Raw genomic sequence first — 14,946 nt, forward strand, 5'->3', positions numbered from 1 at the left:
CAAAGTTATCGCCGCGGTGTTTTGTGTTACTGCCGTTTTATACCGAACGGTTTAGTAACATAGACTTAATGTGACCAATTGCCTTAGTTGGATTAAGGCCCTTAGGACACACGTTGACACAGTTCATAATACCGTGACAACGGAAAACGCTGAATGCATCGTCTAAATCTGCTAAACGTTCTTCTGTCGCCGTATCGCGGCTATCAGCTAAGAAACGGTAAGCGTGTAGCAAACCAGCAGGACCAATGAACTTGTCAGGATTCCACCAGAATGATGGGCATGAAGTTGAACAACATGCACATAAGATACACTCATATAAACCATCAAGCTTGTCACGTTCTTCAATAGATTGAAGACGCTCTTCACCGCCTGTTGGCTTATCGTTGATTAAGAATGGCTTAACTTTTTCATATTGTGAATAGAATTGAGACATATCAATTACTAAATCACGAACAACTGGTAAGCCTGGTAATGGACGAATAACGATTTTACCCTTACCTAGTGCAGATAATGGAGTAATACACGCTAAACCGTTTTTACCATTCATATTTACACCGTCAGAACCACATACACCTTCACGGCATGAACGACGGAAAGAAAGTGTTGGATCTTGCTCTTTTAGTTGTAAAAGTGCATCCAATACCATCATATCGCGACCTTCTTCTACCTCAAGGGTATAGTCTTGCATGCGCGGTGCGTTGTCTACATCTGGATTGTAACGATAGACAGAAAATTGTAATTGTGCCATTGACTTCGCTCCTAGTAAGTACGTGCTTTAGGTGGGAAGGCTTCACGTGTTTTAGGTGAGAAGTTCACCTCACGCTTAGACATTTCTTCCGTCACTGGGCTATAAACTGAGTGACATAACCAGTTTTCATCGTCACGCTCTGGGAAATCGAAGCGCGAATGTGCACCACGGCTTTCTGTACGGAAATTCGCAGCAACAGCTGTTGAGAACGCAGTTTCCATTAAGTTATCAAGTTCTAAACACTCAATGCGTTGCGTGTTGAACTCAGATGACTTGTCATCAAGACGTGCATGCTGTAAACGTTCACGAATTTCTTTAAGCTCAGTAAGACCTGTTGCCATAGAGTCACCTTCACGGAATACCGAAAAGTTAAGCTGCATGCATTTTTGTAGGTCTTTTTTGATCTGTACTGGGTCTTCACCTTGGCCTGGTTTAGAAGTTTCCCAACGATTGAAACGAGCCATCGCTGCTTCTAGATCAGATTCTGATGCTTCTTTCGAAATTTCTGCATCTTTCAGGTAAGTACCTAAGAAGTTACCCGCTGCACGACCGAATACAACAAGGTCAAGTAGTGAATTACCACCTAAGCGGTTTGCACCGTGTACAGATACACATGCAATTTCACCTACTGCGAATAAACCTTCAACTAATTTCTCGTTGCCAGCACCATCTACATTAATAACTTGACCATTAACGTTAGTTGGTACACCACCCATCATGTAGTGACATGTTGGAATTACTGGGATTGGTTCTTTTGCAGGATCTACGTGTGCGAATGTCTTAGAAAGATCACAAACACCTGGAAGACGTAGGTTTAGCATCTCAGCACCTAAATGGTCTAACTTAAGTTTGATATGCGTACCCCAAGGGCCTTCACAACCGCGTCCTTCACGGATTTCTGTCATCATTGCACGAGCAACAACGTCACGACCCGCTAAGTCTTTTGCGTTTGGCGCGTAACGTTCCATGAAGCGTTCGCCGTCTTTATTTAGAAGGTAACCACCTTCACCACGACAACCTTCAGTAACGAGTGTACCTGCACCTGCAATACCCGTTGGGTGGAACTGCCACATTTCCATGTCTTGCATTGAAATGCCAGCACGTGTTGCCATACCAACACCGTCACCCGTGTTAATGTGCGCGTTTGTTGTTGATGCGAAGATACGACCTGCACCACCAGTTGCTAAAACAACCGCTTTAGATTTGAAGTAAACTACTTCGCCGCTTTCGATATCGATAGCAGTACAACCAACAACGTCACCCTTGTCGTTTTTAACAAGGTCTAATGCGTACCATTCAGAGAACACATTTGTTTTATTTTTAACGTTTTGTTGGTATAGACAGTGAAGAAGCGCGTGACCAGTACGGTCAGCTGCTGCTGCGGTACGTGCAGCTTGTTCACCACCAAAGTTTTTCGATTGACCACCGAAAGGACGTTGGTAAACACGGCCATTTTCAAAACGTGAAAACGGTAGACCCATGTTTTCTAATTCTGTAATTGCTTCAGGACCTGTTTTGGTCATGTATTCAATCGCGTCTTGGTCACCGATGTAATCAGAACCTTTTACCGTATCGTACATGTGCCATTCCCAGTTATCTTCGTGGGAATTACCTAAAGCAACTGTGATACCACCTTGTGCAGACACCGTATGAGAACGAGTTGGGAATACTTTAGAAATAAGTGCACAAGTTTTACCTGATTCACTGATAGCCAATGCAGCACGCATACCCGCACCACCGGCACCAATTACTACAGCGTCAAATTCTCTTGTTGAAATAGCCACTTACACACTCCAAAGAACAAAGAAACCAACAGCTACATATGCAAAAGCCATCAGGTTTAGGAAAAAGCCTAGGATTGCGCGCAATTTAGCGTTCTTAACATAGTCAGTTAGAACTTGCCACAAACCAATACGGGTATGAACCATCATGCAAACTAGCGCAGCTAAGGTATACACTTTTACTGCTAAGTTAGAAAATAATCCCTGCCACGCTTCAAACGTTACAGTTGGAGTAGTAAGAAAATACCCTAAGATAAACAGAGCATATGACGCTAATACAAGTGCTGTTGCACGTAATGATACAAAATCTTGTACACCGTCGCGTTTTAGAGATGCTTGATTAACTACCATATCCATACTCCTGCTAACACGGCTAATACAACCCATAGTGCCATTACAAACTTAGCACTTGCGTTACCTGAACCTAATTCTTCGAAACGACCTGTATCCATTAGAAGGTGACGTACACCTGCAATTAAGTGATACAGAAGCGCGATTACCGCACCCCATGCAATGAATTTGGCAATGAACCCGGTAAACAGGCTCTTGACGAATTCAAAACCTTGAGGAGAAGAAAGTGATTCAGACCATGCCCAAATTACAAAAGATAAAGCGAAGAACAACGCCACACCTGAGATACGGTGCAGAATTGAAGCTTTAGCAGTTGCTGGCATCGAGATAGTAGATAAATCTAGATTTACAGGTCTTTGCTTTTTCACTGTTACTTGCCCATTGACTCTAAGGAGTCCAACTATTGTTGTTATAACCCACCAAAATATTGATGGAACCATCAAAGCGAAATTTGCCACACAGCGATGACGAGTCGCGGTATGAAAAAACAGCATTCGCTCCAGACGAAAGGCATTCACCTTTTAGAATGCCTACCACAGTATATAAGACCATATGGCCTATTACAATTCTTGTTTAATAAGAGGTGCTTGCGAAGTAGCCATTGGTATAATATTTATCCGTTTGAAGAATAGTTATCATCAATTGATGCATTTAAATTGACTTTCTTCCCTATTTATAAGTTAGAATAGATAGAATTTGCTTAACATCCGTATCAAAAATAACAAACTGGTTTGTTATATTTAAAGGAGATAATTAGATGGCAGACAAAAAAGCCACGGTCCATATTGATGGGCTAGATCCTATCGAACTTCCTATTTACTCTGGCACAGCTGGTCAGGACGTTATCGACGTTCGCACCCTAGGCAGCCATGGTTACTTCACGTTCGACCCGGGTTTCATGTCTACTGGTTCATGTGAATCAGCTATCACGTACATTGATGGTGCTAAAGGTGTTTTACTACACCGCGGCTACGCAATCGACGATTTAGCTGAACAATCAAACTATATCGAACTATGTTACTTACTATTAAATGGTGAGTTACCAAATGCCGAGCAGTTAGCTGGTTTTGAAAACGAAATCACAACTAACACTATGCTTCACGAAAAAATTGGTGCTTTCTTCCAAGGTTTCCGTGTAGATTCACACCCAATGGCAATGCTATGTGGTGTTGTTGGTGCACTTTCTTCTTTCTACCACAAAGATTTAGACATCACAGATCCAGCACAACGTCACCGTAGCGCTGTTCGTCTAATTGCTAAGTTACCAACAATTGCGGCGATGTGTTACAAGTACAACATCGGTCAACCGTTCGTATACCCACGCAACGATTTAAGCTATGCAGAAAACTTCTTACACATGATGTTCTCTGTACCCGCTGAAAAATATGAAGTAAGCCCTGTTCTTGCAAAAGCAATGGACCGCATCTTCATGCTTCACGCAGATCACGAACAAAACGCGTCTACATCGACTGTACGTTTAGCTGGTTCATCAGGCGCTAACCCGTATGCATGTATCTCAGCTGGTATTGCATCACTTTGGGGCCCTGCGCACGGTGGTGCTAATGAAGCATGTCTAACAATGTTAGAAGAAATCGGTTCAGTAGACCGTATCGATGAGTACGTTGCAAAAGCGAAAGATAAGAACGACCCGTTCCGTCTAATGGGCTTTGGTCACCGTGTTTACAAGAACTTCGACCCACGTGCAACAGTAATGCGTGAAACGTGCCACGAAGTACTTAAAGAATTAAACATTGAAGATCCACTACTAGACGTAGCAATGCGTTTAGAGCAAATCGCACTAGAAGACCCATACTTCATCGAGAAGAAACTTTACCCTAACGTAGATTTCTACTCAGGTATCATTCTTAAAGCGATTGGTATTCCAACAAGCATGTTCACTGTAATTTTTGCAATGTCACGTACCGTTGGTTGGATCTCACACTGGGATGAGATGCTATCTCAACCTGGTCAGAAGATCGGTCGTCCTCGTCAGTTATACACTGGTGAAACAAAGCGTGATTATAAAGACGTAACGTCTCGTTAATCCTCTTTGAGTTTAAAAAAGCCGCTATTTGCGGCTTTTTTAATGTCTAAACCCCGTCAATAATTGCGAAAATTAGTGTATTTCATTAAAATCGCCGCTCGCATTCTCAGGTGGCACTATGTTAGATAATCAAAAAATTCGTTCTCATTTTCCATTTTTTAAACACACTGAGTCTGTTTATTTAGATAATGGTGCAACCACGCAAAAACCTCAGAACGTGATTGATGCAATTACCGAGTTTTATACGTGCCACAATGCCAATGTACATCGTGGTGTCAGTGAATTTGCATCAAACACCACCGCCTTATACGAACAAACACGCACAAAATTAGCACACTATTGCCAGGTGACAGCGGAACAAATTGTTTGGACAAAAGGCGCTACCGAAGCGATTAACCTGGTTGCCAGCTCGATTGATGCGCATATCGAGCAAGGTGACGTTATTATTATCTCAGCGCTTGAACACCATGCCAATATTGTGCCTTGGCAAACGCTGTGTAAACGCACAGGTGCAACGCTTCACATTCTGCCTGTCGATGCAAATGGTGTACTAAATTTAGATGTTAGTTTAACCATGATTAATACGCTAAAACCGAAACTGATGGCGATTAGTCACGCATCAAATACTTTAGGTAATATTTTACCAATACAAACCTTACTTGACGCCGCACATACCATCAACGCCATCACTTTGGTTGATGGTGCACAAGCGATGCAACATTTAAAGCCAAATATCAGTGAACTTAATTGTGATTTTTATGTGCTTTCTGCACACAAAATGTTTGGACCAACCGGCGTTGGTGCATTAATCGCTAAACCACATAGCCTATCTTTACTGTCAACTTACCAAACAGGCGGCGAAATGATAGAACGCGTTAGTTTTAATGAAACAAGCTTTCGCCACGGTAACGCTCGTTTTGAAGCTGGTACGCCAAATATCGCTGGTGTGATTGGCTTTTCTGCTGCACTTGATTTTATGGACTCAAGCGAGATGGCAACGCAACTAGCTGTTGAAAAGGCGCTCTATCATTACACGATAAACGCACTTAAACAGATTGACGGGATAAAAATTTATGGCGATTTAAACAATAATATCGGCACAATTAGTTTTAACTACAAAGACGAGCATAACCTTGACGTCGCGACCCTACTCGACCAAGCCGGCATTATAGTACGTTCAGGTAATCACTGTACTCAGCCACTGATAAACCTACTCGGTGTTGCGGGTACGATTCGTATCAGTATAAGTTGCTATAACAACGTCGATGATATTGACCGCTTTATTATCGCATTAAAACAAGCTATTGAATTACTAGATTAACCATGACCGAACAATACCAAAATTTAAAAAAACACTTTATTGCCAAAAAATCATGGCAAGATAAGTATCGTGAAATTATGTTACTAGGTAAACAGTTACCAAAATTGCCAGCTGAACTCAAAGTTGACCATGCAAAAGTGAACGGCTGCGAAAGTAATGTTTGGCTTTATGTCGATTTTGATGAAAGCGAAAAGCATATCGTGGTAACAGCGGACTCAGATACACGCATCGTGAAAGGACTGATTTATATAATTTCTACATTGGTTAATGGTTTAACAGTTGATGAAATTAAGCGCATAAATATTCAAACTGAGTTCAATGAATTGGGGCTTTTACAGCACCTGAGTCCAAGTCGTGGTAATGGTATTTTAGCAATTTCAGATGCCATTACACAATTTGCAATACAAACAGATGAGTAAAATCAATTTTAAAGATTATATTGTATGCAGTTATTATAACAAACTTTTATAGGTAACAATCAAAGCAACTAACTTTGATTGTTATACCAATCCGCATAAGTAATTAGCCAATTCAGAGCTATCCAAAGGTGGGAGGGTAAGCAAAATTTGTGAAGGTCTAGTGAGTCTAAATCGAGAAAATTTGGCGCAATCATCGCGCCTTTGGAGCGCTCCTAACAGGCGAGTTTAAAAGCGTTTCATACTGCGTTATTGACTTTAACAAGGGAAACACCATTCTCTGCAGTCAATGCCTTGCCTGAAACGCTTTTAATTCTCGCTGAATGACCAATTATTTATGCGGATTGGTATTACGCTCACATTTTTCTAAGTATTTTTTCACACTTTTTGCCGCTGCAAAAAATGCAAAACTGCCAGTCACCATGGTTAACGAGCCGAAGCCTGTTTGACAGTCCATATTCATATTGCCATCAGCACCGGCTTTCGCATGACACACACTGCCGTCACTTGATGGGTAAACCAATTGCTCTTCTGAATAAATACAGTCCACACCAAATTTACGTTTTGGATTACTTGAAAAGTTGTATTGCTTACGCAGCAAATAGCGTACTTTCGCAAGTAACGGGTCTTGTTTGGTTTTAGCCACATCCCCTATTCTGATTTGGCTTGGATCGATTTGTCCGCCTGCGCCGCCTATTGTGATAATCGGTAATTTGTTGCGCTTACAATGGGCAATAAGTGCCGCTTTCACTTTTACTTGATCAATACAATCAATAACATAATCAAATTGTTCAATATGTTCTCTGATATTCTCAAGCGTTAAAAAATCATCGATAACTGACACATTACAATCAGGATTGATCTCGTTAATTCGACTTGCCATGGCATCAACTTTCGCCTCGCCAATAGTCGATGTCAACGCGTGGATTTGACGGTTAACGTTAGTGACGCAAATATCATCTAAATCAATTAAGGTAATGTTACCAAGGCCCGTACGCGCTAGACTTTCAGCGACCCAACTACCCACACCGCCAATACCAACAACACAAAAATGGGCATTATTAAGCAGTTTTTGCTGTTCAATTCCGTAAATACGCGCAATGCCGCCAAAACGATTTTGATAAGACTCTGTCATGTAAATTTTTAACCTTAATTAAACTCGTGCCAAGGCGTGTGCCATTGTTCGATAAGCTTTTTTGTTTCACAGTGCTCAAATACGCCGCCGCATGGCTTAACACTAAAATGATATGGTGTGTTACCAAACGTGAATTTAATCGCATATGCATGCAAATGACCACGTTCGCTGTGCTCACCGCCATAGCGTTCATCGCCTAAAATAGGCACCGATAGACTCTTAAGCACAACACGCAGTTGATGCGTTTTACCTGTAATTGGTTGCAGCAAATAAAGACGTAAACTGGGTTCAATTAACTGCGATTGAAACCGCGTTACAGAAGGGTTTTCCATGGTTTTTTGTAGTTTATAGCACCCACGACGCGCCTTAACCAAGTCCCCTTTTACCCAACCCTGCTTTTTTGTTGGTTTACCTTGAGCAACTGCTAAATAGTATTTTTCAAGTGCATTTTTGTGCTTTTGACTAAACAAATCACCAAATTCCGCAGCAGCTTGTTTGGTTCTCGCAACAATAACTAAGCCCGATGTCATTTTATCTAAGCGATGTACTGGATAAAGCTTTTCATTGACCTGCTTTTCAAGCAGTACAAAAAAGCCCTCGCCGCCTTCGCTATGGAAGCTTACATCATGGGGTTTATTCACCACATAAAATTCATCGCACGCAAATACTATTGGATAACTCATCAACTTACTTGCTTAAAAAAGCATTCACCTTAGCGAGATCTTCAGGCGTATCAACACCGGGCTGCGGCGCTTCGATTGCCGTTTGGACTTTTATCTTTTTGCCATGATACAACACACGTAGCTGCTCTAATGATTCGATTTGCTCAAGCGGTGATACGTCAAGGGTAATATATTCTTTTATAAAACCCGCACGATACGCATAAATACCAATATGGCGTTGATAGAAGTCGCCAATTTCAGAAATTTCATCTTTTCCTAAAAAGCGGTTTCGATCATAAGGAATCGTTGCGCGTGAAAAATACAACGCATTATTGTGATTATCAGCCACAACTTTTACCGCGTTAGGGTTAAGGGCTTCTTCAATATCGTCGATTGCCACGCTTAACGTTGCCATAGGCGCCGAATCGGATGCTAACAAACTTGCTACTTGCGCGATGTTTTGCGGTGGAATTAACGGTTCATCACCTTGTACATTCACTACGATTGTGTCATCTAGTAAGTTAAGTTTTGTCACCACTTCAGCAAGGCGTTCTGTGCCCGACTCATGATCTTCACGAGTCATGAGAACTTCACCATTAAAGCGTTTAACTGCCGCTTCTATCTCAATATGATCCGTAGCGACAATTACGCGTTTTGCACCTGATGCCAGCGCTTTTTCATATACGTGCTGCACCATTGGCTTGCCTTGTATATCTGCCAGTGGTTTAGCCGGTAAACGGCTCGACGCATAGCGCGCTGGAATGATGACTACGAATTCCACTTTTCAACCTCTTCAAGTGATAGTTCGCGTGCCTCGTCTTCAAGCAATACCGGGATATCATCTCTTACTGGGTAAGCCAATTTTGCTTGAGTGCTAATAAGTTCTAAATTTTCACGGTCAAATTTAAGATGACCTTTTGTTACAGGGCAAGCAATGATTTCGAGTAATTTTGTGTCAAACGCCATGATTATGGATCCCTTTTTCAATTAATAACTGGTCGAGTTTGTCGACCAGTTGTTTAGTCGGTTTAGCGGTAACTTTTAAATAATACCAATTAGCTTTCGCGAATGACTGGCATTTTACCGCATCTTTTTCAGTCATTAAGATTGAAACGTCTAGTGCGGCAAAGTCACTTTCACTGTATGTGTGATGATCTTTAAAAATAGTATGCCCGTGCACCAGAATATTCTGCTCATTTACACTTTGCTCAAAGCGGCTGGGATTGCCTATTGCGCTCACTAAGTGAACTGGGCTGTCTAAATTGGAAACTTTTTGCCCATCAATTATGCGATATATACCATCTACCATAAGCTGGTACCCGTTATCCTCTGCAGTGCCATTAGTAATGGTTAAATCAACATGTTTTAGTCTGCTTTTCGCTTCGCGAAGTGGACCTGCCGGCATAACAAAGCCATTACCCAATTGACGTTTCCCATCAACAATGCAAAGCTCCATAGCACGCGCCATTTGGTAATGTTGCAATCCATCATCAGCAATAATCACATCAGGGTTAATGTGCTTCTTTAAATAATCGATACTTAAATTTCGCATTGGGCACACTACAACAGGTGCACCTGTGCGAACGGCTATCAGCTTAGGTTCATCACCACAGATCTCTGGCGATATGTTATCTGTCACTAATAAAGGTTGGCTTTGAGTTTGACCACCATAGCCTCGTGAAATAACCGCAACAGATAAACCTTTTTGCTTCAAATAATCGACAAGAAACAAGGTAAATGGTGTTTTGCCTGTGCCACCTACCGAAATATTACCCACAACAATGACTTTTGGTTTATCAGTCGCCAATTGTAATCTTCGCTTGCGATAGAAGCGATATAGCGTAATTAGGTAAAACAGCGCACTTAACGGTAATAAAAGCCAAGTAATACCAAATTTTTGATACCAGCTTTTTTCAATCGCATTCATTAGTCATTAGCCTGCATTTTTTGCAGTGCTAAATAGGCACCTTGCTTTTCAATTAGCTCAGCATGCGAACCCGACTCGATTATTTGCCCTTTATCCAATACATAAATGACATCAGAGTTTTCAATCGTTGATAAACGGTGCGCAATAACAATCGAGGTGCGCCCTTTCATTAAATCGTTTAACGCATGTTGAATTAATTTTTCTGACTCGGTATCGAGTGCTGATGTAGCTTCATCTAAAATCAAAATTGGCGCGTTTTTAAGCAGTGCTCGCGCGATAGCAATGCGTTGACGCTGTCCACCAGAAAGCATTACACCATCTTCACCGACAATGGTTTGTAAACCTTCTGGTAAATCTTTTACAAATTCCCAAACGTGCGATTGCTCAACAATTGTTTGCAGCTTTTCAGAGGTGATATCACCTTTAAAACCGTAGGTTATATTGTTCTCGATAGTATCGTTGAATAACACAACTTGTTGCGACACGATGGCAAATTGTTCGCGCAACCAAGTTAAATCAAAGTTATTAACCGATAGCCCGTCGAGTTTGATATCGCCATTGGTATAGGTATCGTAAAAACGTGGCAACAGGTTAGAGAGTGTCGATTTACCTGAGCCTGAACGACCAACTAAGGCGACGGATTGGCCAGGTTTAATATCCATGGTTAGTTCGTTTAAAATATTGCGCTCTGTATTGGGGTAAGCGAATGACAAACTTTCAATTGTGATATGGCCCTGACATTTTTCCAGCGTTTTTGAGCCAGTGTCTTTTTCATTTTCCAAATCTAATATATCAAAAATACTTTTTGCAGCTGCAATACCGCGCTGCAATTCTACATTCACATTTGATAGCTGTTTTAACGGGCGTAGCATCATCATCATTGCGGTTAATAAGCTCACGAACGCGCCTGTAGAAATAGGCTCAACAAGTTTAAAGCCAATTGCAGCCAACACCATAGCAATGGCAGATGCAGCAATAATTTGAATACTGGCAACGCTCAGCGCTTTCGTCGCATCCATTTTTACTCGTTGTTGGCGATTACGGTTATTCACATCGGCAAAGCGCTGCTGTTCAATTTCTTGACCACCAAATGAATGAATGACTTTATGCCCTTTTACCATTTGTTCAGACGCGCGTGTTACGCCCCCCATGGCATCTTGAATGCGTTTTGCAATAACACGAAAGCGTTTAGACACGATTGATACAATGCCTGCAACAATGGGGACAACTAAAATAAACAACAAGGATAATTGCCAACTGGCAATCAACATATTGATCACTAAGAAAACAACAAACGCCCCTTCTCGTACTATGGTGATTAAGGCTTTTGTTATTGCTGTTTGAACTTGTTCTGCATCAAAGGTAATTTTTGAAATTAATTCACCGGTTGAATGCTGATCGTGAAATGACACCGGCAAATGAAGTAATTTAGCAAATAATTCTTTGCGAATTGCCATCACCACGTGTGAGCCCACATTGGCTAAGCAGTAACTTGAAACGAAGTTAAACACACCGCGAAATAGCACCAATAAAATCACTACAACCGGTGCCCACTTCATAACCTCTTGATTTTTTGCCGTCAAACCTTGCTCAATAAACGGGTCCATTAAATAAACAAATAATCCGTCCATTGCGGCATAGCCTAACATACCAATAATGGCGAATGTGGCTGCGAGTTTATGCGGTTTGACGTAGGTTAATAAACGCTTGTAGTAATCAGATGAGGTTGTCATGGTGCTAACTTGAATTTATTTGCGCCTATTGTATAGCGCTATGATGCAAAACCCAAGAATTTCGCAGTGTTAATCAACGAGAAACCAGTAATTTTGCTGTTTTGCATAACTGAGAGTATATCCGCTTGATGTAACGACTATTTTGACTGCGCCACGTGAGGTTGCTAGCTGCTTGGTGCCATAGTCGGCATAACGTGTAACAACCGCTAAACTTGGTAATCGCCAACGATTATATGCATTCACCGAATGAACTACCCAACGAGGTTGCGTTTTATTAATAAAGCCTTCGGTTGATGAACTATTACTGCCATGGTGAGGCGAAACAAGCACATCGATATTCTGAATGCGTGGCTCCGCTAACAACGTGTTTTCCCGCTCAACTTCAATATCACCTGTTAATAACAGTTTAAATTGGCCACTTGTGATAAGCAGAACACAGGAACTGTTATTATCACTGTGTACTGTATGAGGTGCTGAAAATGACTTAAACCTTACATTTTCTAACCAATTTGCATTTATATTACAGGCTTTTTCAAACCCACTTATCGTCGAAAAATAACCAGCATGTCGTAAATCGGTTAATCCACCACTGTGATCATTATCATCATGACTTATCACTGTTTTGATTAAGTTCAAACGGTTAATCGCTAAGGTGGGTAACACCAGATGATTAAAATAACTGAATTCTTGATATCGCGCGCCTAAATCATAGAGCACCGCTTCACCTTGTTTACTTATGATCACCGATAAGCCATGACCCACATCCAATATACGTATTGTCAGGTTCGGCTCTTTATTAAGAGCATGGGCATAATAAAATACTAGAATAGGTAATGTTAGCAACGCGCTTCGATAATAATAAAGCAGCAATAAAACAGCAGCGATTGTTAGCATTATTAACTGCCAACTAATTTGAGGCACATAATGCCATGTTATATGTTCACCAATTCGCTCGATATAATTGATAAGTAATTTCAATAGCGCATCAAACCAACGATACGGCGTTGAAAAAGAAAGCGCATAATCAACTAACACCACACAAAGCATTAATGGCATTACAAAGAACGAAAACAGCGGAATCGCTATAAGATTTATAAAAACACTCAATACACTGGTGCCATTAAAAAACAACACAGTCAACGGCGCTAACGTAATGCTAATTACCAATTGTATAAATGCAAGTTGATACAAAGGATGAGTGATGCGCCACTTGTTTACCAAATCAAGGGCAACCAGAATGCTGGCAACTGCAATAAATGAAAAATAAAACCCCGCACTTAACAACACAAATGGGTTAACTAATATAACCAGCAATAACGCGCACAATAATGCCCGTTTACTGGTATAACTGCGATTTACTAATAAGCATAAACACACTAATACAATCATAATAAATGCACGTATTGCTGAGGTGGCATAATCAGCAGCGTGAAGATAAGTTGAGCACGCCGCGATGGCAATAAAATAAGGTGCAATTCTGAGAGTATTGTGAAATGCAAACTTGCTCACAAGTAATAGCGCTAGTTTCCCTAACCAAAATGAAAAGCCAAATACAATCGCCATATGCAGGCCAGAAACCGCAAATAAATGTGCAATTCCTAAGTTTCGAACCGCGCTTTTAATATTTGCAGGCATTGCACTAGTATCACCAAATAATACACCTCGATATAGCCAACTATAACGAGATAAACTCCCCAGATTAGTAATGTGCGACGGCGTAGCGCGTGTTAACACAGCAAAATCATCAGTTTTCGAAACGCTGCCTTTGTACTTTAATCCCACATAAAAATTATGTAAGCGCCTATCAAACAAGCCCTCATTTAACCTTGGTTTAATTGGCTTGAACTTGGCGCGTATTGATATGGTGTCACCTACTTTGGGGCTATACTGAGTATTGATTGCACGAGATATATAAACTTGTGCTCGCATTAACGCATAAGGCCTTAAAGTCGTATTGGCAATTTTTGTTGTTTTAACAATTAGACGGTCATTAAATTGATAGTTATCTATTTGTTCTATAATGCCGTGCAGTACTTGTTTTTGTTGTAACTCGTCGTAGCTTAGGTTGCTGCCATAAACACAGTGATAATATAAAATGGGGTAACTAGCACCGACTAGTAGCGTGATTATCGCGTAAAATTTGGCGGTGTTTTTTGTTGCAATAACGACGTTCACTAGTACAACCAGTATAATTGTCGAAAAAAAAACTAGCGTATTGAAGAAAAATAGTGACAATATGCAGCCAACTACAAAGCACACTATGCTTTGCCAAAAAGGAAGATGTAAACCGCCATGCCAAAAAAGACGATCCAAAAGCTGTTACCTGATCATAATAAGATTAAGCAAAACAAAACGCTTAGTATTTTTGGCGACATGTTACACGATGCAAATTTATGGCATTTAAATCGACGCTCAGCGCGTGGTGCATTTGCAGTTGGGTTATTTTGGGCATTTATTCCAGTTCCTTTTCAAATGCTGCTAAGCGCAGCAATCGCGATTCCATTTCGCGTAAATCTCCCGCTATCTGTTGCATTGGTTTGGATCACCAACCCTTTAACTATGGCACCGATTTTTTATTTTAACTACTTAGTCGGCTATTTAGTGTTAGGGCAACAAAAACAAGATTTTACCTTCCAAGCAAGCTGGCAGTGGTTTGTTGACAGCTTATCAAGCATTGGTCCTGCGTTTATGGTAGGCAGTTTAGTGTGTGCAGCAGCTGCCTCCGCTATTGGTTATTTTGGTATTGATTATTTGTGGCGCTATTCAGTACTAAAACAATGGAAAGCACGTAAAAACAGAAGCTAAAGACATCTAACTTGGCATAAGAA

At 41.0% G+C, this 14,946-nt stretch carries 15 protein-coding genes; 4 read left to right on the forward strand and 11 right to left on the reverse strand.

The genetic code is table 11. The annotated features are described in order from the left end of the window. Nucleotides 1–37: 37 nt before the first annotated feature. The 4 genes from L1068_RS14215 to sdhC are packed head-to-tail and all read right to left on the reverse strand — an operon-like array spanning nucleotide 38 to nucleotide 3,248. Nucleotides 38–748 (reverse strand): succinate dehydrogenase iron-sulfur subunit, encoded by a 711-nt coding sequence (locus L1068_RS14215; RefSeq protein ID WP_010560044.1) that lies wholly within the window; start codon nucleotides 746–748, stop codon nucleotides 38–40. Nucleotides 749–759: 11 nt separating this feature from the next. Continuing rightward, nucleotides 760–2,532, reverse strand: a complete 1,773-nt coding sequence (gene sdhA / locus L1068_RS14220) for a succinate dehydrogenase flavoprotein subunit (protein WP_054980798.1) — start codon at nucleotides 2,530–2,532, stop codon at nucleotides 760–762. Further along, complete coding sequence (gene sdhD / locus L1068_RS14225; protein ID WP_010560042.1) at nucleotides 2,533–2,880, reverse strand: succinate dehydrogenase, hydrophobic membrane anchor protein; 348 nt, start codon at nucleotides 2,878–2,880, stop codon at nucleotides 2,533–2,535. Continuing rightward, nucleotides 2,874–3,248 (reverse strand): succinate dehydrogenase, cytochrome b556 subunit, encoded by a 375-nt coding sequence (gene sdhC / locus L1068_RS14230; RefSeq protein ID WP_152960794.1) that lies wholly within the window; start codon nucleotides 3,246–3,248, stop codon nucleotides 2,874–2,876. The genes sdhD and sdhC overlap by 7 nt, the downstream gene beginning before the upstream one ends. A gap of 389 nt (nucleotides 3,249–3,637) precedes the next feature. Between sdhC and L1068_RS14235 the strand changes: the two genes are divergently transcribed. The 3 genes from L1068_RS14235 (at nucleotide 3,638) to L1068_RS14245 (ending at nucleotide 6,664) form a co-directional block, all read left to right on the forward strand. Next, nucleotides 3,638–4,924 carry a citrate synthase gene (locus tag L1068_RS14235; protein ID WP_010560040.1) on the forward strand — a complete coding sequence of 429 codons (1,287 nt, stop codon included), beginning with the start codon at nucleotides 3,638–3,640 and terminating at the stop codon, nucleotides 4,922–4,924. Nucleotides 4,925–5,042: 118 nt separating this feature from the next. Further along, nucleotides 5,043–6,245: a cysteine desulfurase gene (locus L1068_RS14240; RefSeq protein ID WP_237130794.1), complete on the forward strand. Its 1,203-nt coding sequence runs from the start codon at nucleotides 5,043–5,045 to the stop codon at nucleotides 6,243–6,245. Nucleotides 6,246–6,247: 2 nt separating this feature from the next. Beyond that, on the forward strand, nucleotides 6,248–6,664 hold the full coding sequence (locus L1068_RS14245) for a SufE family protein (protein WP_237130795.1): 417 nt from the start codon (nucleotides 6,248–6,250) through the stop codon (nucleotides 6,662–6,664). A gap of 328 nt (nucleotides 6,665–6,992) precedes the next feature. On the opposite strand, the gene tcdA is transcribed toward L1068_RS14245, so the two are convergent. From tcdA to L1068_RS14280, 7 genes are all read right to left on the reverse strand, one after another. Then, nucleotides 6,993–7,796, reverse strand: coding sequence for a tRNA cyclic N6-threonylcarbamoyladenosine(37) synthase TcdA (tcdA, locus tag L1068_RS14250; protein ID WP_237130796.1), 804 nt, complete (start codon nucleotides 7,794–7,796; stop codon nucleotides 6,993–6,995). Between the two features lie 14 nt (nucleotides 7,797–7,810). Next, nucleotides 7,811–8,479, reverse strand: coding sequence for a pseudouridine synthase (locus tag L1068_RS14255; RefSeq protein WP_237130797.1), 669 nt, complete (start codon nucleotides 8,477–8,479; stop codon nucleotides 7,811–7,813). Nucleotides 8,480–8,483: 4 nt separating this feature from the next. After that, entirely contained in the window at nucleotides 8,484–9,239 is a 756-nt protein-coding gene (gene kdsB / locus L1068_RS14260; RefSeq protein ID WP_237130798.1) for a 3-deoxy-manno-octulosonate cytidylyltransferase, read from the reverse strand. After that, nucleotides 9,227–9,424: a Trm112 family protein gene (locus L1068_RS14265; RefSeq protein WP_237130799.1), complete on the reverse strand. Its 198-nt coding sequence runs from the start codon at nucleotides 9,422–9,424 to the stop codon at nucleotides 9,227–9,229. Before L1068_RS14265 ends, kdsB begins: the two co-directional genes overlap by 13 nt. Continuing rightward, on the reverse strand, nucleotides 9,414–10,385 hold the full coding sequence (gene lpxK / locus L1068_RS14270) for a tetraacyldisaccharide 4'-kinase (protein ID WP_237130800.1): 972 nt from the start codon (nucleotides 10,383–10,385) through the stop codon (nucleotides 9,414–9,416). Before lpxK ends, L1068_RS14265 begins: the two co-directional genes overlap by 11 nt. Next, on the reverse strand, nucleotides 10,385–12,118 hold the full coding sequence (gene msbA, locus L1068_RS14275; protein WP_237130801.1) for a lipid A export permease/ATP-binding protein MsbA: 1,734 nt from the start codon (nucleotides 12,116–12,118) through the stop codon (nucleotides 10,385–10,387). The genes lpxK and msbA overlap by 1 nt, the downstream gene beginning before the upstream one ends. 69 nt (nucleotides 12,119–12,187) lie before the next feature. Further along, nucleotides 12,188–14,431 carry a DNA internalization-related competence protein ComEC/Rec2 gene (locus tag L1068_RS14280; protein ID WP_275419492.1) on the reverse strand — a complete coding sequence of 748 codons (2,244 nt, stop codon included), beginning with the start codon at nucleotides 14,429–14,431 and terminating at the stop codon, nucleotides 12,188–12,190. On the opposite strand from L1068_RS14280, the gene L1068_RS14285 reads away from it, so the two are divergent. Then, a complete protein-coding gene (locus tag L1068_RS14285) occupies nucleotides 14,411–14,923 on the forward strand; it encodes a DUF2062 domain-containing protein (protein WP_237130802.1) in 513 nt (170 codons plus the stop codon). The two genes, L1068_RS14280 and L1068_RS14285, sit on opposite strands and share 21 nt — an antisense overlap. Nucleotides 14,924–14,946 lie beyond the last annotated feature (23 nt).

It is taken from the genome of Pseudoalteromonas sp. MMG024 (assembly GCF_021654175.1).
Lineage (GTDB): Bacteria > Pseudomonadota > Gammaproteobacteria > Enterobacterales > Alteromonadaceae > Pseudoalteromonas.

Excerpts from the sequence above, each read along its gene's own strand:
- L1068_RS14215 (WP_010560044.1), bottom strand. The coding sequence starts at position 748 with ATGGCACAATTACAATTTTCTGTCTATCGTTACAATCCAGATGTAGAC.
- sdhD (WP_010560042.1), bottom strand. The coding sequence starts at position 2,880 with ATGGTAGTTAATCAAGCATCTCTAAAACGCGACGGTGTACAAGATTTT.
- L1068_RS14235 (WP_010560040.1), top strand. The coding sequence starts at position 3,638 with ATGGCAGACAAAAAAGCCACGGTCCATATTGATGGGCTAGATCCTATC.
- L1068_RS14240 (WP_237130794.1), top strand. The coding sequence starts at position 5,043 with ATGTTAGATAATCAAAAAATTCGTTCTCATTTTCCATTTTTTAAACAC.
- L1068_RS14245 (WP_237130795.1), top strand. The coding sequence starts at position 6,248 with ATGACCGAACAATACCAAAATTTAAAAAAACACTTTATTGCCAAAAAA.
- tcdA (WP_237130796.1), bottom strand. The coding sequence starts at position 7,796 with ATGACAGAGTCTTATCAAAATCGTTTTGGCGGCATTGCGCGTATTTAC.
- L1068_RS14255 (WP_237130797.1), bottom strand. The coding sequence starts at position 8,479 with ATGAGTTATCCAATAGTATTTGCGTGCGATGAATTTTATGTGGTGAAT.
- L1068_RS14265 (WP_237130799.1), bottom strand. The coding sequence starts at position 9,424 with ATGGCGTTTGACACAAAATTACTCGAAATCATTGCTTGCCCTGTAACA.
- lpxK (WP_237130800.1), bottom strand. The coding sequence starts at position 10,385 with ATGAATGCGATTGAAAAAAGCTGGTATCAAAAATTTGGTATTACTTGG.
- msbA (WP_237130801.1), bottom strand. The coding sequence starts at position 12,118 with ATGACAACCTCATCTGATTACTACAAGCGTTTATTAACCTACGTCAAA.
- L1068_RS14285 (WP_237130802.1), top strand. The coding sequence starts at position 14,411 with ATGCCAAAAAAGACGATCCAAAAGCTGTTACCTGATCATAATAAGATT.